At 68.9% G+C, this 25,845-nt stretch carries 18 protein-coding genes; 12 read left to right on the top strand and 6 right to left on the bottom strand.

From position 1 onward, the window contains the following. Positions 1-16: 16 nt before the first annotated feature. Together ACIBGM_RS21135 and ACIBGM_RS21130 are read left to right on the top strand one after the other, a co-directional pair. Complete coding sequence (locus tag ACIBGM_RS21135) at positions 17-3,118, top strand: GH92 family glycosyl hydrolase (RefSeq protein ID WP_360525814.1); 3,102 nt, start codon at positions 17-19, stop codon at positions 3,116-3,118. Between the two features lie 627 nt (positions 3,119-3,745). Beyond that, positions 3,746-5,839, top strand: a complete 2,094-nt coding sequence (locus ACIBGM_RS21130) for a hypothetical protein (RefSeq protein ID WP_396386526.1) — start codon at positions 3,746-3,748, stop codon at positions 5,837-5,839. A gap of 741 nt (positions 5,840-6,580) precedes the next feature. Here the strand turns inward: ACIBGM_RS21130 and ACIBGM_RS21125 are convergent. From ACIBGM_RS21125 to ACIBGM_RS21105, 5 genes are all read right to left on the bottom strand, one after another. Then, the gene (locus ACIBGM_RS21125; RefSeq protein WP_396386525.1) at positions 6,581-6,970 is read right to left on the bottom strand and encodes a hypothetical protein; all 390 of its coding nucleotides are present in this window, start codon (positions 6,968-6,970) and stop codon (positions 6,581-6,583) included. Next, positions 6,967-8,244, bottom strand: coding sequence for an IS256 family transposase (locus ACIBGM_RS21120; protein WP_396386524.1), 1,278 nt, complete (start codon positions 8,242-8,244; stop codon positions 6,967-6,969). The genes ACIBGM_RS21125 and ACIBGM_RS21120 overlap by 4 nt, the downstream gene beginning before the upstream one ends. A gap of 403 nt (positions 8,245-8,647) precedes the next feature. Beyond that, on the bottom strand, positions 8,648-9,658 hold the full coding sequence (locus tag ACIBGM_RS21115) for a LacI family DNA-binding transcriptional regulator (protein WP_360523390.1): 1,011 nt from the start codon (positions 9,656-9,658) through the stop codon (positions 8,648-8,650). Between the two features lie 69 nt (positions 9,659-9,727). Further along, positions 9,728-10,693, bottom strand: coding sequence for a ribokinase (locus tag ACIBGM_RS21110; RefSeq protein ID WP_396386523.1), 966 nt, complete (start codon positions 10,691-10,693; stop codon positions 9,728-9,730). Next, complete coding sequence (locus ACIBGM_RS21105) at positions 10,690-11,337, bottom strand: SIS domain-containing protein (protein WP_396386522.1); 648 nt, start codon at positions 11,335-11,337, stop codon at positions 10,690-10,692. Before ACIBGM_RS21105 ends, ACIBGM_RS21110 begins: the two co-directional genes overlap by 4 nt. A 238-nt stretch (positions 11,338-11,575) precedes the next feature. On the opposite strand from ACIBGM_RS21105, the gene ACIBGM_RS21100 reads away from it, so the two are divergent. Genes ACIBGM_RS21100 through ACIBGM_RS21085 form a run of 4 tightly spaced genes read left to right on the top strand, consistent with a single transcriptional unit; the run spans position 11,576 to position 16,722 of the window. Continuing rightward, entirely contained in the window at positions 11,576-12,937 is a 1,362-nt protein-coding gene (locus ACIBGM_RS21100) for a sugar ABC transporter substrate-binding protein (RefSeq protein ID WP_360523381.1), read from the top strand. After that, entirely contained in the window at positions 12,937-13,893 is a 957-nt protein-coding gene (locus ACIBGM_RS21095) for a sugar ABC transporter permease (protein WP_360523378.1), read from the top strand. Before ACIBGM_RS21100 ends, ACIBGM_RS21095 begins: the two co-directional genes overlap by 1 nt. Continuing rightward, positions 13,883-14,683, top strand: a complete 801-nt coding sequence (locus ACIBGM_RS21090) for a carbohydrate ABC transporter permease (RefSeq protein ID WP_396386521.1) — start codon at positions 13,883-13,885, stop codon at positions 14,681-14,683. The genes ACIBGM_RS21095 and ACIBGM_RS21090 overlap by 11 nt, the downstream gene beginning before the upstream one ends. An 11-nt stretch (positions 14,684-14,694) precedes the next feature. Next, positions 14,695-16,722, top strand: coding sequence for a DUF4185 domain-containing protein (locus ACIBGM_RS21085; RefSeq protein WP_396386520.1), 2,028 nt, complete (start codon positions 14,695-14,697; stop codon positions 16,720-16,722). Here ACIBGM_RS21085 and ACIBGM_RS21080 read toward each other — a convergent pair. Then, entirely contained in the window at positions 16,719-17,393 is a 675-nt protein-coding gene (locus tag ACIBGM_RS21080) for a maleylpyruvate isomerase family mycothiol-dependent enzyme (RefSeq protein WP_396386519.1), read from the bottom strand. The genes ACIBGM_RS21085 and ACIBGM_RS21080 overlap by 4 nt on opposite strands. 56 nt (positions 17,394-17,449) lie before the next feature. Between ACIBGM_RS21080 and ACIBGM_RS21075 the strand changes: the two genes are divergently transcribed. The 6 genes from ACIBGM_RS21075 to ACIBGM_RS21050 all read left to right on the top strand — a co-directional run bounded on the left by ACIBGM_RS21075 (position 17,450) and on the right by ACIBGM_RS21050 (position 25,754). Then, a complete protein-coding gene (locus ACIBGM_RS21075) occupies positions 17,450-18,136 on the top strand; it encodes a VOC family protein (RefSeq protein ID WP_396386518.1) in 687 nt (228 codons plus the stop codon). Beyond that, positions 18,136-19,197, top strand: coding sequence for a succinyl-diaminopimelate desuccinylase (gene dapE, locus ACIBGM_RS21070; protein WP_396386517.1), 1,062 nt, complete (start codon positions 18,136-18,138; stop codon positions 19,195-19,197). Before ACIBGM_RS21075 ends, dapE begins: the two co-directional genes overlap by 1 nt. A 64-nt stretch (positions 19,198-19,261) precedes the next feature. Beyond that, positions 19,262-20,131, top strand: coding sequence for a TIGR00730 family Rossman fold protein (locus ACIBGM_RS21065; RefSeq protein WP_396386516.1), 870 nt, complete (start codon positions 19,262-19,264; stop codon positions 20,129-20,131). Positions 20,132-20,227: 96 nt separating this feature from the next. Then, positions 20,228-23,422, top strand: coding sequence for a DivIVA domain-containing protein (locus tag ACIBGM_RS21060; protein WP_396386807.1), 3,195 nt, complete (start codon positions 20,228-20,230; stop codon positions 23,420-23,422). Positions 23,423-24,774: 1,352 nt separating this feature from the next. After that, positions 24,775-25,197 (top strand): hypothetical protein, encoded by a 423-nt coding sequence (locus ACIBGM_RS21055; RefSeq protein WP_396386515.1) that lies wholly within the window; start codon positions 24,775-24,777, stop codon positions 25,195-25,197. After that, positions 25,194-25,754: a DNA-3-methyladenine glycosylase I gene (locus ACIBGM_RS21050; protein ID WP_360523354.1), complete on the top strand. Its 561-nt coding sequence runs from the start codon at positions 25,194-25,196 to the stop codon at positions 25,752-25,754. Before ACIBGM_RS21055 ends, ACIBGM_RS21050 begins: the two co-directional genes overlap by 4 nt. The last annotated feature ends 91 nt before the right edge of the window (positions 25,755-25,845 follow it).

Genomic DNA, 25,845 nt, shown 5'->3' with positions numbered 1-25,845 from the left:
CCGTAGCATTGCGCGGGTGATCATCGAGACAGGTGGAGGTCCGGTCGGCGGCCGGACCAGCCCGAGCGGCGTCGGTTTCAGCAGCGTCAACGCGACCCGGTACTCCGGTACGACCGGCAACCGCGAGGAGGCTGCGCTCCAGGCGGGCGACCACCTCGTGCGGCCGGGGGACCGGCTGCGGTACCTGATCTACCCGGAGCTCGACGTGCAGCTCGAGTACTCGGCGACGTACGCCGCTGTGGACCTGGTCTTCACCGACGGCAGTCGCCTGTCCGAGCTCGGCGTACTGAACCAGTACGGGATGCCGTTCGACGCGGCCGGCCAGGGCGCGTCCAAGATCCTGTACGCGAACCAGTGGAACGACGTCCAGGTCGACCTGACCGCGGCCGCCGGGCGCACCGTCGACCAGGTGGTGCTGACCGTCGACGCACCGGACGCCGGCACGGAGTTCGAGGGCTGGATCGACGACCTGGAGATCGGGCCGGCCCCGGCGCGGCTGGACGGCTCGGACCTGACGGCGTACGTCGACACCCGGCGCGGCACCAACGCCAGCCACGACTTCTCCCGCGGCAACACGCTGCCGATCACCGCCTGGCCGAACGGCTTCAACTTCCTCACCCCGGTGACGGACGCCTCGACCCACCGCTGGCCGTACGAGTACCACCGGGCCAACAACGCCGACAACCGCCCCGAGCTCCAGGGCCTGAGCTTCTCGCACCAGCCGAGCCCGTGGATGGGCGACCGCGACCAGCTGTCGATCATGCCCGTGGCGGCCGCCGAACCCCTCGGTGACCCGGCCGCTCGCGCCGCCGCGTTCAGCCACGACGACGAGATCGCCCGCCCGGACCTCTACTCGGTCCGGCTCGCGAACGGCGTCAGCGCCGAGCTCGCGCCCACCGACCACGGCGCGATCTTCCGCTTCACCTTCCCGGCGGACGCGGCCGGCCGGCACCTGGTCTTCGACACCATCGACGAGCACGGATTCTTCGAGTACGACGGGACCGCGCTGACCGGCTGGGTCGAGAACGGCTCGGAGTTCGGCCGCACCCGGATGTACTGCTACGGCATCTTCTCCGTCGCGCCGACCGGTTTCGGCCCGACCGCCGGCGGCCGGTCCAACGCCCGAGCGGTCAGCTTCGACGCGGCCGACGACGTCACCCTGCGGATCGCGACGTCCTTCATCGGCGTCGACCAGGCGCGACACAACCTCGAGCTCGAGCTCGCCGGCCGATCCTTCGACGACATCCAGCAGGCCGCCAACGCCGCCTGGAACGAGCGCCTCCAGGTGATCCGGCCCGAGGGCGCGACCGAACCGCAGCTGCGCACGGTCTACGGCAACCTCTACCGCCTCAACCTCTACCCGAACTCCCACTTCGAGAACGCGGGGACGGGGGAGGTACCTGACTATCGCTACGCCAGCCCAGTCGTGCCCGTTGAAGGTCCGGCGACCGACCGCGAGACCAACGCCGTCGTCAAGCCCGGCAAGATGTACGTCAACAGCGGCTTCTGGGACACCTACCGCACCGCATGGCCCGCCTACGCCTTCCTGTACCCGGAGTTGGCGGCCGAACTGGTTGACGGCTTCGTCCAGCAGTACCGCGACGGCGGCTGGATCGCCCGTTGGTCCTCACCGGGGTACGCCGACTGCATGACGGGCACCAGCTCGGACGTCGCCTTCGCGGACGCGTACCTGCGCGGCGTCCCCCTGCCCGACCCGTTGGCGACGTATGACGCCGGCCTACGGAACGCGACCGTCGCTGCCGAGGCGACCGAGGTCGGTCGCAAGGGCGCGGCGACCGGCTTCTTCGCCGGCTATGTCAGCACCGACACCGAGGAGAGCGTGTCCTGGGCGCTCGAGGCGTATCTCAACGACTTCGGGCTCGCGGCGATGGCCGAGCGGCTGGCCGACGACCCGTCCGTGCCCGGCGAACGACGGGCGCGCTTGCGCGAGGAAGCGTCGTACCTGCGTCGTCGCTCGCTGAACTACGTGCTGCTGTTCGACCCGGCGATCGACTTCTTCCAGGGCCGGCGGCCGGACGGGCAGTTCGCGAAGACGCCGGAGGAGTTCGACCCGTGCGAGTGGGGCGGCGACTTCACCGAGACCTGCGGCTGGAACTTCGCGTTCCACGTCGCGCACGACCCTCGCGGCCTGGCCAACCTGTACGGCGGGCCGAGTGGGCTGGAGGCGAAGCTCGACGAGTTCTTCGCGACGCCGGAGCTCGCGGTGAAGAAGGGCACGTACTCGATCGTCATCCACGAGATGCTCGAGGCCCAGGCGGTCCGGATGGGCCAGTTCGGCTTCAGCAACCAGCCGGCGCACCACATCGCATGGATGTACAACTACGCCGGTACGCCGCACAAGACGCAGGCGATCGTCCGTGAGGTGCTGCAGCGGCTGTACGTCGGGGAGCAGATCGGGCAGGGGTACCCGGGTGACGAGGACAACGGGGAGATGTCGGCCTGGTACCTGTTCGGTGCCCTCGGCATCTATCCGCTGCGGGTCGGGGCGCCCGAGTACGCGATCGGCTCGCCGCTGTTCTCCCGCGTCGTCGTGACGCCGCTCGGCGGCACTCCGATCGAGATCACCGCCCAGAACCACGAGCACCCTTATGTGCAAGACGTTCTGGTCGACGGCAAGCAGTTGTCCGTGGCCTCCATCACCGACGCCGCGTTGCGCGCCGCACGCCGCATCGAATTCATCCTGGGCGCGGCCCCATCCGACTGGGCCACCCTGGACACCCCACCATCCCTCACCACCGACGACACCGTCGCCACCCCGCTGGTCGACCTCATCCCCCGCCAGGACCACCCCCTCTTCGACGACACCTCCACCACCTCAATGGTCGTGGACGCCCCCATCACCTGGTCCCTCCCCGAACCCGGGACCGCCACCTTCTACACCCTCACCTCAGGCGAGACCGCGTCCTCATCTGTTGCGTGGCGCCTGGAAGCCTCCACGGACGGCTCCACCTGGACCGTCCTGGACGAACGCCACAACGAATCCTTCCCCTGGCCCCACCAAACCCGCCCCTTCCAGATCCCCACCCCCACCCCCCACCAGCACTACCGCCTAACCCTCACCCCCACCACCCTCACCCAAGTAGAACTCCTCGCCTAACAACACCGTCAGGAGGCGGTCGTCCTTCGGCCGCCTCCGGCGGTGCGCGCGCCGGCATCCCGCCTCGCCGCGGTCGACGCGGGCTCCCGCACCAGCCGAGGCGGTCATGACCGTCCTATGAATCGCCTCCTTCGGGATTAGGCGTACCAGCGATCGGCCAGGAGGGCCAGCCCGAGCAACAGTCATTGGCCGACTCCGGCAGTGCGTACTTACAGGTGTCACGCGCGCACCCGGCAGGTGCCACGCGCGCACCCGGTCAACGCTGAATCACGCGACGACTGATAGCTATTCCCAGTCAGCGAGGCCGGCAAGCTATCGAGCGACGGCGATATCAGGCGAAGACATCAGGTGCGTGCCAAGACCACAACGGCGTCCGGCATCAGCCACACCTCCCGGATCCCACCGTTGCATCCGGCAACGACTACAGCCGGAGGTGTGGCGCTCATCGTGCCTGCCGGCGTGACCGTCTCCGCCATGAGAGCGTCTCGTCCCGCGGTACGCCGCGCCTTCTGAAGTGAGTATGCAGCACAGCCGCACCTAGAGAGTGTGATGTTTCCCCTTGTGGATAAGAGATTCCAGCCTCTTCTGAGTTTGTCCCACGCGCCGACGTGGCATAGAATCGAGCACATGTTCGAAGGAGATCTGACGTCCCTCCCGACGGCCGACCTGCTGGAGTCGGCCGCCGCGCACCGCGCCGAGGCCAACCGCCTCGACGCGCGGTTGTTGGAGCACGCCCAGGTCTACGCCGACCACTACCACCCGAGCGCCTGCTCACCCCGCCCCACCCGCCGCCCCAGCGACGGCCGCGAACGCGCCATCGTCCTGGGCGGCGAGGGCTGCCCGGAGATCGCCGAGTTCGCCCCGGCCGAGTTCGGCGCGATGATCGGCATCTCCGCCGGTGCCGCCGCGGACTTCATCGGCCAGGCCCTCGCGCTGCGGCACCGGCTGCCGCTGACCTGGGCGCGCGTGCAGTCCGGTCAGGCGACGCCGTGGAAGGCCCGCAAGATCGCCACCGCCTGCCTGGACCTGTCCGAGGACGCCGCCCGTACCGTAGACCACCGCGTCGCGAAGGTCGTCGACACCCTCACCCCCGGCCGGCTGGACAGGATCGTCGAGGCCGCCAAGAAGCACGCCGACCCCGAGGCCGCCCGGGCCAAGGCCGCGGAGAGGGCCCGCGAACGCGGCGTCTACCTGGGTCGCTGCGACGAGCACGGCACCAAGAAGATCTTCATCCGCACCGGCTCCGGTGCGGCGATCCGTTTCGACGCCCGGATCACCAGCATCGCCGAAGCCCTCAAGATCCTCGGCGACACCGCCTGCCTGCAGCGCCGCCGCGCCGACGCCGTCGGCATCATCGCCGACCCCCGCTACACCGAAGAACTCCTCCACCAAGCCCACCAACACCTCGCCCCCACCCCACCGCCCCCACCCACCGCCGCAGCCGACGCCGCCCTCACCACCGCCCTAACCAGCCGCCCCGCCGCTCCAGCCGTCACCCCGGCCGCGGATCAACCCCCAGCCCGGACCGCTGACGCAACCACCTGGTCTGCGGCTCCACCAGTCACCCCGGCCGCCGGTCAAGCCCCAGCCCCGGCTGCCGCCGCAACCCGCCGACCCGCGGCTCCAGCAGTCGGCGCGGGTTCCGGCCAAGCTCCTGCCCCGATTGCTGACGCCAGCCGGTCCGCGGCTCCAACAGCCGTCCTGAACGGCGATCAGGCCTCAGTCCCGAATGCCGACGCAACCAGTCGGGCCGCGGCTCCACCAGTCACCCGGGGAACCGATCAAGGCTCAGTCCCGAATGCCGATGCAGCCAATCGGGGCGCGGCTCCACCAGGCGAACGCCTGGCCGAGCGTTATGCCGAGCGTGGTGCTGGGCACGGTGCCCAGCGCCGTGATCGTGCCCGCGACGGCGACCCCTGCGCTGGCCGGCCAGGTGACGACGGCCTCCTGACGGACTGGGCCGAGCCCGGCCCGCACGACGAGGCCGACCGCGACGCGCCCCACCCCAGCGACAGCGACCTCCCCGACCCGCTCGACACCCCATCCAAGGAACCCATCGAGGCGTTCGACCCCGGCCTGTGCCCCGACCCCGACGACGACGGCCGTCCGATGGACGCCGCCGCCCGCCGCGCCCTGGACGCCCGGCTCGCCCAGATCCGCCACGACGCCCACACCACCCACGCCTCCCCGCGCTCGGGGCGGCCAGGCAGCCGCCTGCGGCCCGGGCAGACCGAGGTCTACGTACACCTCACCGACCACACCCTCGCCACCGGCACCGGCGTCCTGCGCGCCGAGAACATCGGCCCCCTGCTCGCCACCCAGTTGAGCGAACTCGTCGGCCACGGCCCCTACACCGTCAAACCAGTCATCGACCTCAACGACGCCGTCAGCGTCGACGCCTACGAAATCCCCGACCGCATCCGCGAACGCGTCCGCCTCACCCACCCCGTCGAACTCTTCCCCTACGGCACCCGCGAAACCCACCCCGCCATGGACCTCGACCACATCCAGCCCTACCACCCCCTCGGCCCACCCGGCCAAACCAACACCACCAACCTCGCACCCCTGCGCCGCCTCCCCCACAGAATCAAAACCCACGGCCGCTGGACCGTACACCGCCCCAACCCCACCACCATCCAATGGACCACCCCCAACGGCTTCACCTTCACCATCGACCCCACCGGCACCCACCGCACACCCCAACCCACGCCCGATGCATGACAGATCGACTCCGACGCGTCCGGTACCGTCGTCAGCCAGGCTGTATCGGTCCGACTCTTCGAACGCGCCACCTGTCGGCCGTTAGGCATCGGATACTGCGCGGTGGTGGCAGCCTCATCGTGCTTCGGTCGATGGCGCCGCCGAAATGATGGAGCGCTATGCCCCTCTATGGTGGCCGCGGAGATGCGTTGTAGAAGCAACGAACCCTTCAATGGCCGAGCGCCGACCCGACGGTGATCCGGCAGTACATCTGGCGGACTCCCCACGGCCCTCAAAGGACCTGTGATCCCACGCGTACCGTCGGACCGTTCTCGACCGACCTCGAGGCGCTGCGTCGGTGGACTCACCTCCGCGCCCCGGATGCCTAGCTGTGCTCTGTTGGTTGCGGGCGGCTGGGTGGTTGGCCACAGAGTGCGGCGGCGGTCGTGGTTGCAGTGCTCGAGCCAGGGTGCTCCAGTGCGGACGGAGGCATCCGATGCGAGGTTCTCGCTGAGTCTCAGGACCTGGTGCCTGTCAGTTGCTTGCCATAGTGCCGCCGCCTCTCCGCGGGAACCATGAAGGGTCGCACTGACTGCGCAGCGCCGCGACACCGAACTGGTCAGGCTGCAGCGCCGACGGCGGGACACCGTCGGACACCTAGAGCCGATCGGGCTACCTGTGGAGAAATAGTCGATCGGGCTACCTGTGGAGAAATAGTCAAGACCTGTGGATGAGTTGTTGTGTTCTCCTCGGTCTGGGTGACTACTTCGGGTCGTCGGTTTGCCAGGGGCAGCGGAACTGTTCGGGGTGTAGGTGCCACGCTTCGAGGGTGGTGGTCAGGTCCGGTTCACCGATGACGGTCGCGGTCTTGATCAGGATTGCTCCGCTGTCGTAGTCGAAGCCGTCGAGGCGGTCAGCGGCGTAGTCCCAGTGTTGCAGTGTGAAGGTGCGGGCGTGGTCGGCTCGTTTCCAGCCCTGGCTGCGGGCTTCGGTGTCCGCTGCGGTGATGAGCGGGGTGATGTCGACGAATGCTCGCCGCCCGGGCCGGGAGGCTGGTAGCTCGGTGGCCAGTCGCTGGCCGAGCCGCAACGCGGTCAACGTGTCGGTGGGCCACTGCCGCGTGCTGCCGGTCGGGTGGGATGGCGTGCTCACGAGGCCACCGCCTCTTCCGGCCGCTCGACGAGCTGGCCGTTGTCGAAGCGGGCGCCTGCGCGGACGAGCGCGACGAGGTGAGGTGCGTTGACCGCGCGCCAGCGGGCTTGTGCGGACTCGATGAGCTTGAACGCCATGGCGAGCCCGGCCGCGCGGGAGCCGGGTCCCTTGGTGACCTTGGTGCGGTGGCGCACGGTGGCGAATGTGGATTCGATCGGATTGGTCGTGCGCAGGTGAGTCCAGTGTTCGGCCGGGTAGTCGTAGAACGCCAGCAGTTCCTCGACGTCGTCGGTGATTTTGGCGACCGCTGTGGGAAACTTCGCGCCGTAGGCGGCCTGGAACGCGGTGATCGCGCCCAGTGCGTGGCGTCGGTCCTCGGCGTTCCAGATCTCAGCCAGGGCCTTCTTTGCGCCTGGTTGAGCGGATTTCGGCAGCGCGGACAGGACATTGCTGATCTTGTGGAACCAGCAGCGCTGCTCGCGGGTGGCGGGGAAGACCTCGCGGAGCGCGCCCCAGAACCCCAATGCGCCGTCGCCGATCGCCAGCAGTGGGGCGGCCATCCCGCGCCGGGCGCAGTCGCGCAGCAGATCGGCCCACGACTCGGTCGATTCGCGGTAGCCGCCGGCCAGCGCGACGAGCTCTTTGCGACCGTCGGCGCGGACCCCGATCATGACCAGCAGGCAGAGTTTGTGTTCCTCCAAGCGGATGTTGACGTGGATGCCGTCGGCCCACAGATACACGTAGTCCACACCGGACAGATCCCGCTGGCTGAAGACGCGTTGTTCGGTCCTCCACTGCTCGGTCAGCTTGGTGATCACCGCAGCGGACAGCCCCTTCGCGCTACCGAGGAACTGCCCCAACGCTGGCACGAAGTCCCCCGAGGACAAGCCGTGCAGGTACAGCAGTGGCAACACCTCAGTGATCTTCGGGGTCTTACGCGCCCACGCGGGCAGGATCGCCGAGGCGAACCGCTTCCGCTCGCCGGTGTCGGGGTCGACACGCTTGTCGTTGACCCGCGGCGCGGTCACCTCCACCGCCCCGGCGCTGGTGAGCACCTCACGCGGCTGGTGGTAGCCGTTGCGCACCACTAGTCGGTGGCCGTGCTCGTCGCGCTGGTCGGCGTACGCGGCGATGTAGGCGTCGACCTCGGCCCGCAGGGCCTCGGCCAGCATACGGCGGGCGCCCTCCCGCACGATCTGATCGATCAACGACATCTCGCCCAGGGCTGGCTGGTCGCTGTCATCGGATGCGGGGTCGGGGACTACTGTGAGCACGGGCGTGCCTTCCCAGCCAGCGTTGCAGCGCCGGCCTGCTTGAGACCTCTACTCGATCACCGGGAAGGTACGCCCTTCCTCGGCCGATCCACAGGTCTCAAGCATTGCTCCTACCTGTGAACCCGGTCCGCGCAGGAAGGACTGTCGTTGTGTAGAGGTGTCCCCATCTCCATCCATCCGCAAGTTCACCTGGCGCCAAGTGCGTCGGCGCGGGATACCGTCCTGCGCCTGCTGCCGGAGGCAGCCAGTAGAGCAGCCGCCGTGTAGCGGTGCCCATCCGCGTTCATTCGCGAGTTGATCACCTGGCGCCGAGTGCGTCGGCGCGGGATATCGGCCTGCGCCTGTCGCCGGAGGCAGCCAGTAGAGGAGCGGCCGCGAAGCGGTGTCCTTTGAGGTGCTCCGGCTACTTCTTGCGGGGTTTGCGGGGGGCTGAGGTGGCTCGGATGTGGAGTTCGGTTCGGAGGGTGACGGTGGATGGAGGGCGGCCGGGGGAGGCTATGCGGTCCTTGAGCAAAAGGCCCGCGGTGCGGCCGAGTTCGTAGGTGGGTTGGGCGACGGTGGTGAGGCTGGGGACGACGAGGTCGGCCCAGGGGATGTCGTCGAAGCCGACGACGGCGATGTCGGCGGGGGCGCGGACGCCCTTCTTGGCCAGGCATTCCAGGGCGCCGACGGTCATCAGGTTGTTGGTGACGAACAGGGCCTCGGGTGGTTCCGGGAGCTCGAGCAGGCTTTCCATCGCGGCGTACCCGCCGGCCTCGCGGAAGTCGGCGTGCCGGACCAGGTCCTTGTCGTAGCGAATCCCACCGGCCCGCAACGCCGACCGATAACCCGCCAGCCGATCCATCGCCGTGCTGACCTTGCGCGGACCGGTGATGCACGCGATCCGCCGATAGCCGCCGTCGATCAGATGCTTCACGCCCTCGTGCGCACCGTGCTCGTTGTCGACCAGCACGGTGTCGGCTTCGACCCCGTCGACGCGGCGGTCGATCAGCACCATCGGGAGTTTCGCGTCCGCGAGTTGCAGTACGCCGTCCGCCGTACTGGTCGGCGAGATCACCACGCCGGCCATCTGCTCGGTCAGTACGGCGGAGGCGTAAGCGGCCTCCTTGGCCGGGTCCTCGTCGGAGTTGCACAGGACGACGTGGTAGCCCTCGGTCTGGGCGACGTCCTCGAGACCGCGGACCAGCGAGGTGAAGAACGGGTTCTCGATGTCGGAGATGACAACGGCCAACAGGTTCGTCCTGGATTTACGAAGGTTTCTGGCCACGCCGTTCGGCCGGTAGCCGAGCTCGGCCACCGCGGCCCGCACCTTCTCCGACAGCTCCGGATCCACGTTGCGCCGACCGCTCAGCACCCGCGAGACGGTGGCCGGAGACACGCCGGATCTACGCGCGACGTCGTAGATCGTCGTCATGCCCGCTCCCCGCTGGAGTCCAGTAGATCGTCTGGATCGCACTCTAACTCCGATCCGGGGAAAAGGATCTCACGACGTGGGTGGACCCACCGGAAAGGCCGCGCCATCCAGCAGGGCGAGGGCGGTCGCGCGGTCGGGAGCCGAGTCGGCCGCTCCGTTGACTGTGGTCGAGAGAGCACCGGCTGCGTTCGCCAGTCGTACGGCGTCCACCAGGTCGGCACCCGCGGCGAGTGAGGCGGCCAGGGACCCGCAGAACGCGTCGCCGGCGCCGACCGTGTCGACCGTCGCGACCCGATGCGGCTCGATCCACACCTCCCCGGCGGTCCTGCCTGAACGGTCGACGACGAAGGCGCCGCGCGACCCGAGCGTCACCACGCAACCACGCAGGTCCCACTCGTCGGCGAGCTTCCGGGCGATCACCGGCACCTGCGACTCGTCGTCGCAGTCCAGCCCGGTCAACGCGGCCGCCTCGACCTCGTTCGGCACCAGGATGTCGACGTACGACGCCAGCAAGCGATCGACCGGGCCGACCGGAGCCGGCGTGAGGATCGTGGTCACACCCGCGGTCGAGGCGAGCTGGAGGGCAGCTCGGCTCGCCTCGACCGGGAGCTCCAGTTGGACGCTGAGCACCGAGCTGGCCGTCAGCACCTCAGCGGCCGCCTCGACGTCGGCGGACGTGATCGCAGCGTTTGCGCGGGAGACGATGATGATCGAGTTGCCGCCGTCCGGCAGGACCAACGGCAATCCGACCCCGGTTCCGAGCGAGGGGTGCCGGACGACCCACGAGGTGTCGACCCTGTCGGACTCGAGCAGCTCGAGGAACTCCTCGCCGTACCGGTCCTCGCCGATCGTCCCGACGATCGCCGTCCGCGCGCCCATCCGCGCGGCCGCGATCGCCTGGTTGACGCCCTTCCCGCCGAGGAACTCGGCGAACCCGGTGCCGTGCAAGGTCTCACCGGGCAACGGCCGCCGTTCCGCCGAGGCGACCAGGTCCTTCATGAACGAGCCGAGCACGCACACGTCGTACGAGCTCATGCGTCTTCTCCCTGCAGCCGCCGGCCGAGTGCTCCCGATGGATGAAACCGGGCGAAGTCGTGGTGGCTGAAGTCCCGCAGTACGACGAGCGCGCAGGCGAGCGCGTCACCCATCGCCAGGGCGGCAGTGGTCGACGCGGTCGGGGCGAGGTTCAGCGGATCCGCCTCGCGCAACACCATCGTGTCCAGCGTGTACGTCGAGATCCGGGCCAGCGTGGACTCCTCGTTGCCTGTCATCGCGATCACCGGGATCTCCCGCTCACGCAGCATCTGGGCGAATGCACACACCTCGGCCGTCTCGCCGGATGCGGACAAGGCGAGGACGAGATCGCGAGAAGTCACCGCACCCGAGTCGCCGTGCAGGGCGTCGCCGGAGTGGATGAACGTGGCCGGCGTCCCCGTGCTGGCCAGCGTGGCAGCGATCTTGCGGCCGACCAGACCGGACTTGCCGAGGCCGGTCACCACCAGATGGCCCTCGCAGCCGGCGACCGCGATCAGCACATCCAGGAAGACCCCGTCCAGCCGGTCCGCCAGCGCCGACACGGCCGCTGCCTCGGTCTCGATCGCGTTCCGCGCCGCCTGCAGCCCCAACGCGACCAGATCCCGTGGTGCCTCGACATCGCCACGGTTCGGCACAACTGGCATCCCGAAGCCCTCTCATCTCAGAAATCGATTTCCGCAGACTAGGCAGCGGGATCGGGCAGTGTCAACGTCTGCACCCAGGTCGAAACCCCCACCTGCACGAGGAAATCGGCCGGTTCGGCCACATCGACATCGGCTCGCCCCTTGACCGGCCAGGTCGTCACTCGTAGATTGCGAGAAATCGATTGCCCCAAAAACCGTTCGAACACGGTCGGCGTACGAGACACCCCTGGAGCACCTGATGGCCGCAACATCCTTCCCTGCCACGCCGGTCAGCCGGCGCACGATCCTGCGCGGCGGACTCGGCGCACTGGCTGCCTCGGCGGCCGGCGTACCGCTGCTGACCGCCTGCGGTGGTGACGAGTCCGGCGGCAACGCCAAGGAGATGTCGTTCTGGAACTTCTACGGCCCGTCCGACGACCAGGGCCCGCAGAGCAAGTGGTTCGTCTCCGTCGTCGAGGAGTGGAACAAGAACAACGACGTCAAGGTCAAGCTGCGCTACATCCCCGGCAAGGACTACCTGAACGGGACCACGCTGCAGACCGCCTTCCAGTCCGGCCAGGGCCCGGACATCTTCCTGATCAGCCCGGGTGACTTCCTGCGCTACTACAACGGCGGCGTCCTGCAGGACCTCGGCCCGGCGCTGTCGGACGAGTCCAAGGCGGACTACCTGCCCGGCCTGCTCGAGGCGCGCAGCGTGGACGGCAAGGTGTACGGACTGCCGATGGAGATCGAGCCGCTCGCGATGTACTACAGCGAGGCCGCGTTCGAGAAGGCCGGCCTGTCCGAGGCGGACCTGCCGAAGACCTGGGACCAGACCATCGCGGTCGCGCAGAAGCTCACCAACAAGAAGCAGTACGGCGTGATGTTCGAGACGCTGCCCGGCTACTACCAGAACTTCACCTGGTACCCGTTCCTCTGGCAGGGCGACGGCACCCCGATCAAGGACGGCAAGGTCGCGTTCGACTCGCCGGCCGCCGTACAGGCCCTGAAGTTCTGGCAGGACACCATCAAGAACAAGGTCGCGCCGCGCAAGGCGCTCGGTGACGGTGGCGGTGACGTGGTGTCGAACCTCGGATCCGGCGCGGCCGCGATGCAGCAGAGCGGCATCTGGGCGGTCGCGGACATGCGGGCCAAGGCGAAGAACTTCAAGTACGGCATCATCCCGCACCCGACGCCGGAGGGCGGCAAGCCGGCCACCGACCTCGGCGGCTGGGCGTTCGTCGCCAACGCCAAGGGCAAGAACCCGGAGGCGGCGGCCAAGTTCATCGCCTGGGCGCTCGGCTCGACCGATGCCGCGGGCATCGAACGGCAGCGGCAGTGGAACACCGTGGTGAAGACCAACGTGCCGCCGCGCAAGTCGGTGCAGCAGGCCGCGGACGCCAAGGGCGCCTTCGCCGAGGGTGCGCTGAAGCAATTCGTCAGCGAGATCGCGCCGACCGGCAAGCCGGAGCCGCGGTTCCCACCGGAGGTGTACCAGCCGATCGCGGATGCCATCCAGGCCTGCCAGCTGAACGCGGCCGACCCGGGGAAGGCGGCGGCTGACGCGGCGTCGCGCATCGACACGTTCCTGAAGACCTACCAGGGCGCGCCCATCAGCTGATGGTGACCACAACTGCTCCGCCCGACAAGCCCCTGGTGAAGGCCTCGGCAACGCGCGGCAAGACCGGGATGTCCAGGAAACGGCGCGAGGCGCTGGCGGCGTACGCCTTCCTCGCGCCGGACACCCTCGGCCTGCTGGTCTTCGTCGCGCTGCCGATGGTGCTCGCCTTCGGGGTCGCGTTCTTCAAGGTCGACGGCTTCGGCAACTACCAGTACGTCGGTCTGGCCAACTACAAGCTGATGGCCGGTGACGACCAGCTCTGGGCGTCGCTCAAGGTCACGGCGACGTACGTCGTCACGTTCGTGCCGATCGCGTTCGTGGTGAGCTTCGCGCTGGCGATGCTGGTCCGCAACCACTTCCGCGGGATCGGCTGGGTGCGGTCGGCGTTCTTCCTGCCGCACGTGGTCAGCCTGGTCGTGGTCGGCCTGATCTGGCAGTTCCTGCTGGTCGACAAGCGCGGTGCGCTCTCGAAGCTGCTGGCGCCGTTCGGCCTGAGTGACGTGTCGTTCCTCGGCACCCCGTCGCTTGCTCTGGGCACCTATGTGGTGATCAGCGTCTGGTTCGTGATGGGCTACCAGATGCTGGTGCTGCTGGCCGGGCTCAAGGACGTGCCGAAGGAGCTCGAGGACGCCGCGCAGATCGACGGCGCGAGCACCTGGCAACGGTTCCGGTTCGTGATCTGGCCGTTGATGCGGCCGACCAGCTTCTTCGTCGTGGTGAACTCGACGATCGGCGCGGTCACCGGTCTGCAGGCGTTCGACCTGGTCTTCGTGCTCACCAAGGGCGGCCCGGCCCGGGCCACCAGCACGGTCGTGCTCTACATCTACGAGCAGGCCTTCACCTTCAACAACATGGGGTACGCCGCCGCGCTGACCACCGTCGTGGTCGCGATCCTGGTGGCCTGCACCGGCCTGATGTTCGCGTTCACGAAGGGAGGCCGGTTCGATGAGGAGTAGGTTCGTACTTCCGGCCCTGGCCCATGTCCTGGCACTCATCGCGGTGGCGCCGCTGCTGTGGATCGTGATCAGCGCGCTGAAGCCGGTCGAGGACGTGTTCGACTTCGGCTGGCCGACCCGGTGGACGCTGGACAACCTGCAGTACGTGCTGTTCAAGATCCCGATGCCGACGTTCCTGATGAACAGCGCGATCGTGTCGGTCGTGGTCACCGTGGTGGCGCTGTTCTTCCACTCGATGGCGGCGTACGCGCTGGCCCGGCTGCGGTTTCCCGGCCGCGGGCTCATCTTCTCCGGCATCATGTCGACGCTGCTGGTCTCGCTGCCGGTGATCCTGGTGCCGCTGTTCCTGGTCGCCAAGCAGCTCGGCCTGCTGGACAGCTACGCCGGCCTGATCGTGCCGAGCATCTTCCACGCGTTCGGTGTCTTCCTGCTGCGCCAGTACTACCTGAACATCCCGCGGGAGCTCGAGGAGGCCGCCGACCTGGACGGGTGCGGCTACTGGCGGCGGTACTGGAGTGTCATCCTGCCGCTCAGCCGGCCGGTGCTCGCGTCGCTGTCGGTGCTGTTCTTCCTGGCCAACTGGAACGCGTTCCTCTGGCCGCTGACCATCACCCGGAGCCCGGACCTGCGCGTCATCCAGCTCGGTGTCTCCGGCATGCAGGGGCAGTACGCCTCGGCGTGGAACCTGATCCTCGCGGCCGCCGTGATCGCGGCCATCCCGACCGTCGTGGTGTTCGTCGCCGGCCAGCGCCGCCTGGTCGACGCGATGAAGACGACCGGTCTCAAGTGAAGGGCTTTGCGATGAAACGTGGGGCTTTGCTTGCCGTGCTGCCGCTCGTCCTCGGCTCGGCGGCACTCGTGATGGACTCCTCCGAGCCCTCTTCTGTGGTTGCTTCGAGCAATTACATTGGTACGGCGCAGGTCGAGTCCAAGGGCACGCCGAGCGCGAGTGACGGCGACCTGTGGCCGTCCTGCTGGGCCGGGAACGACAAGCTGTACACCGCGAACGGTGACGGCAAGGGGTTCAGCCTGGACCAGGACTTCTCCGACATCGCGGTCAGTGAGGTGACCGGATCGCCGGGGAGTCTGACCGGTACGACGATCTCGCGCGGTGATCAGGTGGGGTCGATCTGGAGCGGTGCCGGGTACAACCGGAAGCCGACCGGGATGGTCTGCGTCGGCGACACCCTGTACCTGGCAGTCCAGGATCTGGCGCTCGACTTCAACGACGTACCGGCGGCGACGATTCTGAAGTCGACCGATCACGGGCGGACGTGGACGTGGGACAAGCGGAAGCCGATGTTCTCCGACCACGTGTTCACCACGATCTGGTTCGCCGACTTCGGGAAGGGCGGCGCGCTGGCGCCGGACGGGTACGTGTACGCGTACGGGCTGGACGGGAACTGGCGGGACTCGTTCGACGACACCGTCGCGGACCCGCAGAGCGTGTTCCTGGCGCGGGTGCCGAAGGGGAAGGTGCAGGACCGGGACGCGTGGAAGTTCTACACCGGATCCGGGTGGAGCGCGAAGATCGCGGACCGCAAGCCGGTGCTGACCGACCAGCGGCGGCTGTACGCCCAGACGTACGGGACGAACGCGTCGAACCTGAGCGTGATCAGCCAGGGCGGCGTCACGTACCTGGAGAAGCAGAAGCGGTACGTGTACACGTCCTGGACGGAGTACACCTTCGAGTTCTACGAGGCGCCGACGCCGTGGGGACCGTGGAAACATTTCCTCAGCAAGGACTTCGGCGGGTATCCGTGGTCGACCTCGAAGTACGGCGGGTACGGCGTGACCATCCCGTCCAAGTTCGTCCAGCCGGACGGGAAGACGATGTACGTGCAGGCGAACGTGTGCCCGTGCGGTGGTGGCGGGATCGGTACGTCGGTCTACAACTTCAACCTGCGCAAGCTGGTGCTGACGCCCTCCGTGCCGGGGTCCGCCGGCAACCTGCCCGGGGATGCCAACCTGGCGACTGGTGCTGTGGCGATCTCCAAGTCGACGCAGTCGGGAAGTCTGGCGCTGATGAACGACGGGGCGCTGACCGGGAGCGAGACCGACTTCGACGACGAGGTGAAGGGTGCGTCGTGGTGGGGGTACACCTGGCCTTCTCGGCAGCGCGTCAACCGGGTCGAGTTCACGTCCGGGGCCGTGTCGGCCGAGGGCGGGTACTTCACCGGTCGGCCGCGGGTGCAGGTGAAGGTCGACGGATCCTGGGTCGAGGTTGCGGCGCAGACTGTGTCGCCTGCGTATCCGGGTGATGCGTCGGCGGGCGCCAACAAGACCTACACGATCACCTTCCCGGTGCAGGAGACCGATGGGGTGCGGGTGATCGGCCTGCCTGGCGGGACCCGCAGCTACACCTCGGTGTCCGAGTTGGCGGTCAAGTACGTCGCTCAGCTCGCGGACGGAGGCTTCGAGGGAACAGGTGGTGGGAAACCGGCCTGGCTCTTCGAGGGTACGGCGGCCAATGGCGTCGACCGCGGCCTCGGCTTCGCCCACTCCGGCGCGAACAACGGGTGGATCCGGTGTACCTGCACCGGCTGGAGCGCCCTGTACCAAACCGTCCCCATCAACCCGGGAACGACGTACACCTTCGGCGCCTGGATCAACGCCTCCGCCGGCCTCCCCGCCGACCAGGGCCGCTTCGGTGTCCGCCTCGGCACCCAAGACCTGGCGGCGAAAACCTTCGGAGCCTCCACCGGCTACGTCCACCACGAGGTAACCGTCACCGTCCCACCCAACACCCACGAACTAACCGTCTACGCCGGCTTCAACGCCCCCAACACAGACACCTGGATCCAACTGGACGACTTCACCGTGAGCTAAGGCCAGGGGAGGAGTTCGGGGGTTGATCCTGTGATCGGGCCGGGTGGGGTGCGGCCGGCGTACCAGGCGGTGAGGTCGGTGAGGGCGCCGGTCAGGATGACTTCCTGGCCGGCGCCGTTCTGCCAGGTGGGGCCGTCGGTGGGGTGGAGGGTTAGCTGGACGCCTTCGGGGGTGCGGGGGCGGAGGAAGTCGAGGAGATGGAGGCAGAAGGCTTCCGACCAGCCTGCGGCAGTCGGCCCCAGGTCCAGGTCGACGGTGTGTACGGCGAGCTCGCGCCACGTCGCGTGGATGCCGGCGGCGAGGTTGCTGTTGCGGTGCATGATCGGGCGTTCCCAGTCGTCGGCGCCGACCTTGTCCCACGCGGCGATCAGTGCAGCGGTCGCCTCACGGAGATGCTCGACGAGTTCCGCGGCCGGGTGGCCGGCGCCAGCCTCGATCCCGGCGTCACGCGCCGGCCGTCCGCCGTCGTACACCTCGATCAACCGGCCCTGGAGCGCCTCGTCGACCTGCCGCTTCATCGCCTCCGAGAAGTTCGCGATGTGCGTGATCACGTGACCGCGGGACCACCCGGGCAGACCTGACGGACCGCGGACGACCGCCTCGTCCGCCGTACTCACGGTCTCGTTGACGAGTTGAGCAGCCGCCTGCACCTCGGGCCGGATGTCACGCATGTCCGCCAGCCTAACCAAACAGGTGTTTGTCGGTCGTCCGGATTAGGGTTGGCGGCATGAGCGTGGCCCGGTTCAAGGACCTGTGCGTGGACGTGTCATGTCCCAGCGCGATGGTCGCGTTCTGGGGGCGGGTGCTCGGGCTGACCGCTCCGGCGGACAACCCGAACGTTCTCGTCGGCGACGTACCGCAGAAGACCATCTGGATGTGCCAGGTCCCCGAGACGAAGGCCGCCAAGCAGCGGGTCCATCTCGACGTGCAGACCGGCGCGATCGAGGACTTGCTGCGCGAGGGCGCGACCGTGCAGACACCCGCCACGGACGAGCAGCACTGGACCGTGCTGGAGGATCCGGAGGGCGGTGAGTTCTGCGGCTTCGTTCGCGACACCGTTCCGGCGTACCGGCTGGTGGAGCTCGTGGTGGACTCGGTCGACCCGGAGGCGCAGGCGCGCTGGTGGTCCGGCGTGGTCGGCGGCGACTTCCGCAGCAAGCCGGGCCGGCCGTACGACTGGCTGGAGGACGTGCCCGGCCTGCCGTTCCAGTACTGGGTGTTCGTGCCCGTGCCGGAGCCGAAGACGGTGAAGAACCGGATCCACTGGGACGTCACCGCGCCCGCCCTGCAGCCGGTCCTGGACGCGGGGGCGACGCTCCTGCGGCCCAAGGACGACGAGATCGGCTGGCACGTCTGCGCCGACCCCGAAGGCAACGAGTTCTGTGTGTTCCTACCACCGGCAGAGGAATCCTGATGGCGAAGCTCGACCTGTCCGTGCCCGGCCCCGACCTGTGCGAGGCGCTGGTCAACCTGCAGTCGGTCAGCGGCGCCGAGGAGAAACTCGCGGACAAGATCGAGAAGGCGCTGTCGGCGTACCCGCACCTGAAGGTGTTCCGGCACGGCAACACCGTGGTCGCCCGGACCGATATCGGCCGCGACGAGCGGATCGTGGTCGCCGGGCACATCGACACCGTGCCGCTGAACGACAACCTCCCGGCCCGGCGCGCCGACGGCCTGATCCACGGGCTCGGCGCCTGCGACATGAAGGGCGGTCTCGCGGTCGGGCTGCGGCTGGCGGCGACGCTGCCGGAGCCGAACCGGGACGTCACCTACGTCTTCTACGACTGCGAGGAGGTCGAGGCCGAGCGGAACGGCCTGTTCAAGCTGACCCGGTCGAACCCGGAGCTGCTCGAGGGCGTCTTCGCGGTCGTGATGGAGCCGTCCAACGCGGTCGTCGAGGCCGGCTGCCAGGGCACCATGCGGATCGAGGTCAGCACCCGCGGCGAGCGGGCGCACTCGGCCCGGTCCTGGATGGGGTCGAACGCGATCCACGCGGCGGGCGAGATCCTGGCCCGGCTCGCGGAGTACGAGCCGCGCCGGGTGCCGATCGACGGCCTGGAGTACCGCGAGGGGCTGAACGCGGTCGGCATCCGCGGTGGGGTCGCGGGCAACGTCGTACCGGATCTGTGCACGGTGGAGGTCAACTACCGGTTCGCGCCGAACCGGTCGGAGGCGGAGGCCGAGGCGCATCTGCGGGAGGTGTTCGAGGGGTTCGACCTGGTCGTCACCGACTCGGCGCCGGGTGGGCTGCCGGGGCTGGAGCGGCCGGCCGCGGCGGCGTTCCTGGAGGTCGTCGGGGGAGAGCCGCAGCCGAAGTTCGGGTGGACCGACGTGGCCCGGTTCTCGCTGCTCGGCGTACCGGCGGTGAACTACGGACCCGGTGACCCGCTGTACGCGCACAAGCAGGACGAGTTCGTGCCCGAGGCGGAGATCGAGGCGTGTGAACAGCGGCTGAGAGCCTGGTTGACGGCGTAGGTACACCTCGTGGCGGGCCCCGCGTCGGCAGGCCCGTTGTCACTGTCCGCACTAATCTGGAGGTATGGAACAACCCTCGATCCACCCCGACCGTCCGATCGGCCAGCAGCAGCGCGGGCCGGTCGTGATGCGGCGCAACCAGGTGCAGCAGTCGACCTCGGAGCAGCGGCTGCTGGACAGCCGCGGGCCGTCGGACTGGGTGCACACCGACCCCTGGCGGGTGCTGCGGATCCAGTCGGAGTTCATCGAGGGGTTCGGCATGCTGGCCGAGCTCGGCGCCGCAATCAGCGTGTTCGGCTCGGCCCGGACCAAGCCGGACGACCCGATGTACATCGCCGCGGAGGAGCTCGGGGGGAAGCTGGTCGGCGCCGGTTACGCGGTGATCACCGGTGGTGGACCGGGCGTGATGGAGGCGGCGAACAAGGGCGCCTCCGAGGCCGGCGGCGTGTCCGTCGGGCTCGGCATCGAGCTGCCCTTCGAGAACGGCCTGAACGAGTGGGTCGACATCGGGATGAACTTCCGCTACTTCTTCACCCGCAAGACCATGTTCGTGAAGTACGCGCAGGGGTTCGTGGTGATGCCGGGTGGGTTCGGCACGCTCGACGAGCTGTTCGAGGCGCTCACGCTGGCGCAGACACGGAAGGTGACGTCGTTCCCGGTCGTGCTGTTCGGCACGTCGTACTGGAGCGGCCTGGTCGACTGGCTGCGCGAGACGATGCTGACGGACGGGAAGATCTCGGCGGCCGACCTCGACATGTTCGTGGTCACCGACGACGTGGACGAGGCGATCAGCTACATCGTCAAGGCCGGTGAGCTCGCCGACGCGGCGGCCGAGGAAGCAGCTGCGGCGGCCGCCCGGGACGTGGCCGAGGCGGACAGCCCGCTGGCCCGCGAGCGGCGCGAGGCGCACCGGCTGGGCTCTGACGGGAGCTGAGACTCCGGTTCCTGCCGGCTTCGTGCTTACGCCGAGGGCCGAATCGGTGTCCGATTGTGCGGGTGACTTCGTCGGCATGGCACGATCGGTCCCGTGATGTGGTTCTTCGGGCTGATCGTGGTGCTGTTGATCGGGGCTGTCGCAGTAGTGGCCTCGGGTCGTTGGGGTGCCATGAGTACGGCGTACGACGACCGGCCCGACCTCAGCGTCCCGGCCCGGCAGGCGCTCACCGCCACGGACATCGAGGCCGCGCGCTTCGGCGTCGGCCTGCGTGGCTACCGGATGGACGAGGTCGACACCCTCCTCGAACGCGTCGCCCGCGAGGTCGCCGAACGCGACCGCCGCATCGCGGACCTCGAGCGAGCCGTCTCCCCGATCGTCGACGGCCCCGGCTTCACCGGCACCCCCGACGAGACGACCACCGACTTCGACGACACCGGCACCCAACAACCAATCCTCGTCGGCGGCAACTTCCCAGAACCCTCGACCGACTCCCCGACCGACTCGCCAACTGAACCCCCCGCGGCGGACCCCGACGCGACTGGTCCCGGCGCACCCGACTCCGGCGCACCTGAGCCCGTCGCACCCGAGTCCGGCGCATCCATGTACGGAGCATCCGAGTCCGGCCCAGCCGGTTTCGGAGGATCCGAGTCTGGTGCATCCGAATCCGGAGCAGGCGAGCGCGGCCCGACGGGTTCCGCAGCATACGAGTCTGACCCGGCCGGTTCCGGAGTCGGCGGGTCCGCAACGCCCGCGCCCTCGGTGCCCAGGCCCGAAGCGACTGCGCTCGCGGCAGGCGCCGCGGCTGCAGGTGCGCTGGCCGGCGCTGCGGCCTCTAACTCCTCGGCAAACGATCCTGCTGCCCGTGATGACCAGCCAGCCGATGCACCAGCCACCCCCGCCCCGACGGCGCAGGCTCCAGCACAACACCCACCAGCAGCAGACGACTCAGACACCCAGGAAGTCCCAGTAACCGAGCCCTCCGCCGCTGCCGGCGAGTACGAACGCCTCCAGGCCGAAGCCCGAGCCCTCCTGGACGCCCAGTCCCACCCCACGCCCCAGCAGAACGACGCACCACATCCTCAGCCCGACCCCGCCCAGGCCGAGGCACCGCCAGCCCAGTCCACGCCCAGCCAGGACGACGCTCCGCAGGTGTGGTCGATGCCCACTCAGGACGACGCACCGCAGTCCCAGTCCGCCGAGGATGACGGTCCGCAGCCCACCCCCACTCAGGACAACGGACCGCAGTCCTGGACAACGCCCAGCCAGAACGCCGGCCCGCAGTCCCAGTCCGCACCAACGCAGGACGAGGCGCCGCAGGCGCAGTCCGCGCCGACGCAGGACGACCCGGCGCAGGCCTGGTCGATGCCCGGTCAGGACGCTGGCCCGCAGGACCAGCCCGCGCAGGGGTGGGGCGACACCGCGCAAGCCCAGTCCGCGTTTGGCCGGGGTGACGCTCCGGAGGCGCAGTACGTGCCTGGACAGTCCGACTTCGCGGAGCAGCCTCAAACCATCACGCTGCAGCAGCCTGAGTCCGCCTCGTACAACCCGCAGCAGCCCGAGTCCTACGCGCCGCAGGAGTCGTTCGAGTCATCCGCCTACCCGCAGCCGCAGGCGGACCCGTACGCCGCCGCCCAGCAACCCGAGCCCTGGTTCCCCGAGGACCGACCACCGGCCAACGCCGAGCCCAACGCAGTCCCCGCCGCCCCAGAGCACCCAGCCGGCTCCGTCGACCCTGCACGCACCTCAGGAGACCTCGACCAAGAGCAAGCAGCCGATCGACGCGACACGCAGGGTGCACCCGACCCAACTCAGTCGGCCGATCCGGCTCAGTCGGCGCATTCGACCGAGGTGACGCAGGAATTCCCCCTGACCTCACCGCAAGACGCCCAGCCAGAGCCTCACCGGACCCAGCAGGAGAACCCGCAGCCCGACCCCGCACCCCAGTGGGTACTCCCGGAGCCCGTACCTCAGTGGCAGCAACCACCCACCCAGCCGTACCACGAGCAGCCGACAGACCAGCCGCCGTACGACGCCCAGGCCGCCGCCCCACAGTGGCAGCCCCAGTCCCCGCCCCACGAGCAGACCTACACTCCTCTCCCGCCCAACCAGCAGACCCCGCACCCAACTGCCGCCCAGCCCCACCCCGAGCCATCGAACCAACCGCAGCCACACCAGTTCCTGCAGCACCAGGCACCGAGCCAGCAGGATCCAGAGGACGAGGACTACCCGACACAGGAGCAGCAGTACCCGCACCTCCAGGAGTACGCCCAGCAGGAGCAGCAGTACCCGCAGGCGCAGGAGCACGCGCAACAGGCGCAGGAGCACCAGTCGCACCACCAGCCTCCGATGCAAGCTCAGCAGCCCTCCCAGCAGGAGCACCCAGTGCAGCCGGCGCACGCCCCGCAGGCACAGGAGCTCTCGCAGCAGGAGCAGCCCTCGCAGCAGGAGGAGCAGTACCCGCGGCAGGTGCAGGCGCAGCATGAACACCTCGCGCAGGCGCCGTACGCGGTGCACGAGCAGCACCCGCAGCAGGAGCAGTACGGCCAGGAGCAGTCTGCGCAGCAGGTGAACCCGGCTCAGCAGCAGTACCCAGCTCAGGAGTCGTACCCGGCTCAAGGGGAGCAGTCTCCGCAGGGTGGGGCGCAGTACTCGGAGCAGGGTGGGCAGGTGCCTGCGCGGGAGCAGGCGCAGGAGCAGTGGCAGTTCTGGCCGCCGGCAGATCAGCAGCCGACACGGCCGCAGTGGCCGGCCCAGCACCAGCCACCGCAGAACGGCGGCTACGCGACCCCCGAGCAGCCCAGCCACCAGCAGTCCCAGCAGGGCGGCTACCCGGCGCAGCAGCAAGGCGGCTACCAGGCCGAGCAGACACCGCAGAACGGCGGCTACGCAGCCGAGTCAGGCCCGCACGAAGGCGGCCACCCGGCGCAGGAGCAGGGCGGTTACCGACCCGAGCAGACGCCGCAGAACGGCGGCTACGCATCGGCTGAGCCGGGTCCACAGAAGGGCGGCTACGCGGTCGAGGAGCAGGGCGGCTACCAGGCCGAGCAGGCGCCGCAGAACGGTGGCTACGCAGGATCTCAGCAGGGTGGTTATCAGTCCGACCAGGGTGGCTATGGCGGCCCTGAGCAGGGCTACCCGGCGCCTCAGCAGGGCGGACAGCCTGGTTCGCAGCACGGTGGTCAACCGGCGGCTGACCAGGGCGGACGAGCCGGTCCTCAGTCGGGCGAGTATCCGGAGCAAGGCTACGAGCAGGCGCCGCAGCAGGGCGCGTACCAACGGCCGAGCTGACAGGACCGCCCGTACGACGCCCGACGGCAAGGAACGCCGCCCAGCGTCTCGTCATCGTGGGTCTTGATGCCTCATGCAGGGTGGCTGCAGGAGCCTCAGCAAGGTGGTCGGGCTGGTGGGTTCACAGCCGGGTGGCTACCCGGCGGCCGAGCATGGCGGATGGGCTGCTTCGCGGCCGGAGGGCATCTGGAGTCGCGGTACGAGGCTGCGTTGGAGCCATGTGATCGTCGCCGGCCGGGCTGACGGGCGGGCCGGCAACTCAGCTCGGTGGGCGCTCAGCGCCTCAGCAGGGGAATAGCCGGTGTATGAGCAACGTGCGCGGGGGAGGCACCGCTCGGCTCAGCGGTTGGTGGGCCTCTGCACGGTGGCTGGTGGGTCTCGGCGCGGTGGCTGGTCGGGCGGCTGACCGGGGCGAGCGTGGTGGGACTCGGCGGGGCGGGGCTCGGAGCCGGGGGTTGAGCAGGTGCCGGAGCAAGGTGCCGATTAGCGGCCGAGCTGACGGGGCCATTGGCTCCCCGGCACCTCAGCATGGTGGTGGACGGCGAGTGCCTTGGCAGGCGGATGTCTGCCGGCTGAGCATGCTGGGCTGGGTGGTTCTTGGTGGGACGGTTGTTTGGGGCTGAGCAAGGTGGTCGGGGCTGAAGCTCGGCGGGTGGGTGTCAGGTGCCGGGGCTAGGTGCTTGTCAGTGGGCGAGCTGAGATGAGGGCTCGGGACCTCGACGGTAGGTACGCCTGCCTCAGCTGGGTTGCTGCGTGGCGCTTTGGCAGTGGTAGGCCGGGGTTCACGGGGGTGTTACGCCGTGGGGCAGAGCCGGGTGGGTGTGCTGAGCGTCGGCAGGGTGGGTGTGCGGCCGGGGATGGGCTGAGAGCGGCTGGTCGTGTTGGGGGCGGGCGTGGATGGGCAGGGGAGCGGGCGGGGTGCTTGTGGGGTGGGGATGGGCTGCGAGCCCGCGTGGTGCTGTTCACGCGAGGGATGGGCAGGGAGCGGGGCGGGGTGCTGTTCACGCAGGGGATGGGCAGGGAGCGGGGCGGGGTGCTGGTGGGTGGGGGATGGGTGCTGGGCGGGGTGGGGTGCTTGTTGGGGGGATTGCTGGGAGGGTCGGGGCATGAAGGGTGCGCGGAGTTGTCATGTTGAGGCGTCGGTTGGGTTGGCGTTGGGGGTGGAGGAGGCTTGGGAGGTGGTTGTCGACTGGGAGCGGCAGTCGCGCTGGATGTTGCTGACTCGGGTTTGGGGGACGGAGAACGGTGGGGTCGGGGTGGGGGGTGGGGTGGCGGCGCGGACTTCTGTCGGTGGCTTGGGGTTCACTGACGACATGGTCATCACACACTGGGATCCGCCGCGGGAGTGCACGGTGAAGCATCTGGGCACCGTCGTGCGCGGCACGGGGACGTTCGCCATCAGTCCCGTCTCGACCAACCACGCGGCCGGCATGTCTGCCGGCAGCGACGCCGCGGTATCGACCGACCGTGCACCGGAGACGTCTGCGGGCAGCGACGCCGGGGCATCGGCCGACCGCGCTGCCGGCACGTCTGCGGGCAGCGACGCCGCGGTATCGACCGACCGTGCACCGGAGACGTCTGCGGGCAGCGATGCTGCGGCATCGGCCGACCGTGCAGCGGGGACGTCTGGGGGTGCGAGCGTTTTTACGTGGTCGGAGGATGTTGTGCCGCCGTTGGGGAAGGTGGGCGTTGCGGTGTGGCCGGTGGTGCGGCCGGTGTTCGAGGTGTTGATGCGGGTGTCGTTGCGGCGGCTGGTGCGGGAGGTGGAGCGGTGACGGTGATCGGGCCGGACGGGCAGCCGCGATGCGGGTGGGCGACGTCGGCGCCGGAGTACGTCGAGTACCACGACAACGAGTGGGGCAAGGAGATCCGCGACGACGTCGGGTTGTTCGAGCGGATGACGTTGGAGGGGTTCCAGTCGGGGCTGTCGTGGATCACGATCCTGCGGAAGCGGGAGAACTTCCGGGCCGCGTTCGCGCACTTCGACCCGGCGGTGATCGCGAAGTACGGCGCCGACGACTTCGAGCGCTTGATGGCGGATACCGGCATCGTCCGCAACCGGCTGAAGATCAACGCGACCATCTCGAACGCGCGCGCGTTGTTGGAGCTGGACGAGGGGGAGTTCACCGAGTTGCTGTGGTCGTTCCGGCCGGCCGAGCACAAGGCGCCGAAGACGCTGGGCGACGTACCTGCTACGACGCCGGAGTCGGTGGCGATGTCGAAAGGCCTTAAGAAGAAGGGTTTCGTGTTCGTTGGTCCCACCACCGCTTACGCGCTGATGCAGGCCACGGGGATCGTCAACGACCACTTGTCGACCTGCATCGCACGCTGACGCGCCGCGGTGATTGAGGGAGAAAGACGTGCATAGGCCGCCAGGTGAACAGGGCCTGACCGGCATAGCCCGCTAACCGGAATGTCCAGGT

This window comes from Kribbella sp. NPDC050470, from assembly GCF_044458365.1.
GTDB lineage: Bacteria > Actinomycetota > Actinomycetes > Propionibacteriales > Kribbellaceae > Kribbella.
The sequence above is the reverse complement of the archived record's forward strand: the minus strand, read 5'-3'. Positions and strand labels throughout refer to the sequence as shown.

Bases quoted from the DNA above. Each gene is read 5' to 3' on its own strand.
- ACIBGM_RS21130 (WP_396386526.1), top strand. From the start codon at position 3,746: ATGTTCGAAGGAGATCTGACGTCCCTCCCGACGGCCGACCTGCTGGAG.
- ACIBGM_RS21115 (WP_360523390.1), bottom strand. From the start codon at position 9,658: ATGACGACGATCTACGACGTCGCGCGTAGATCCGGCGTGTCTCCGGCC.
- ACIBGM_RS21110 (WP_396386523.1), bottom strand. From the start codon at position 10,693: ATGAGCTCGTACGACGTGTGCGTGCTCGGCTCGTTCATGAAGGACCTG.
- ACIBGM_RS21105 (WP_396386522.1), bottom strand. From the start codon at position 11,337: ATGCCAGTTGTGCCGAACCGTGGCGATGTCGAGGCACCACGGGATCTG.
- ACIBGM_RS21100 (WP_360523381.1), top strand. From the start codon at position 11,576: ATGGCCGCAACATCCTTCCCTGCCACGCCGGTCAGCCGGCGCACGATC.
- ACIBGM_RS21095 (WP_360523378.1), top strand. From the start codon at position 12,937: ATGGTGACCACAACTGCTCCGCCCGACAAGCCCCTGGTGAAGGCCTCG.
- ACIBGM_RS21090 (WP_396386521.1), top strand. From the start codon at position 13,883: ATGAGGAGTAGGTTCGTACTTCCGGCCCTGGCCCATGTCCTGGCACTC.
- ACIBGM_RS21085 (WP_396386520.1), top strand. From the start codon at position 14,695: ATGAAACGTGGGGCTTTGCTTGCCGTGCTGCCGCTCGTCCTCGGCTCG.
- ACIBGM_RS21080 (WP_396386519.1), bottom strand. From the start codon at position 17,393: ATGCGTGACATCCGGCCCGAGGTGCAGGCGGCTGCTCAACTCGTCAAC.
- ACIBGM_RS21075 (WP_396386518.1), top strand. From the start codon at position 17,450: ATGAGCGTGGCCCGGTTCAAGGACCTGTGCGTGGACGTGTCATGTCCC.
- dapE (WP_396386517.1), top strand. From the start codon at position 18,136: ATGGCGAAGCTCGACCTGTCCGTGCCCGGCCCCGACCTGTGCGAGGCG.
- ACIBGM_RS21065 (WP_396386516.1), top strand. From the start codon at position 19,262: ATGGAACAACCCTCGATCCACCCCGACCGTCCGATCGGCCAGCAGCAG.
- ACIBGM_RS21060 (WP_396386807.1), top strand. From the start codon at position 20,228: ATGTGGTTCTTCGGGCTGATCGTGGTGCTGTTGATCGGGGCTGTCGCA.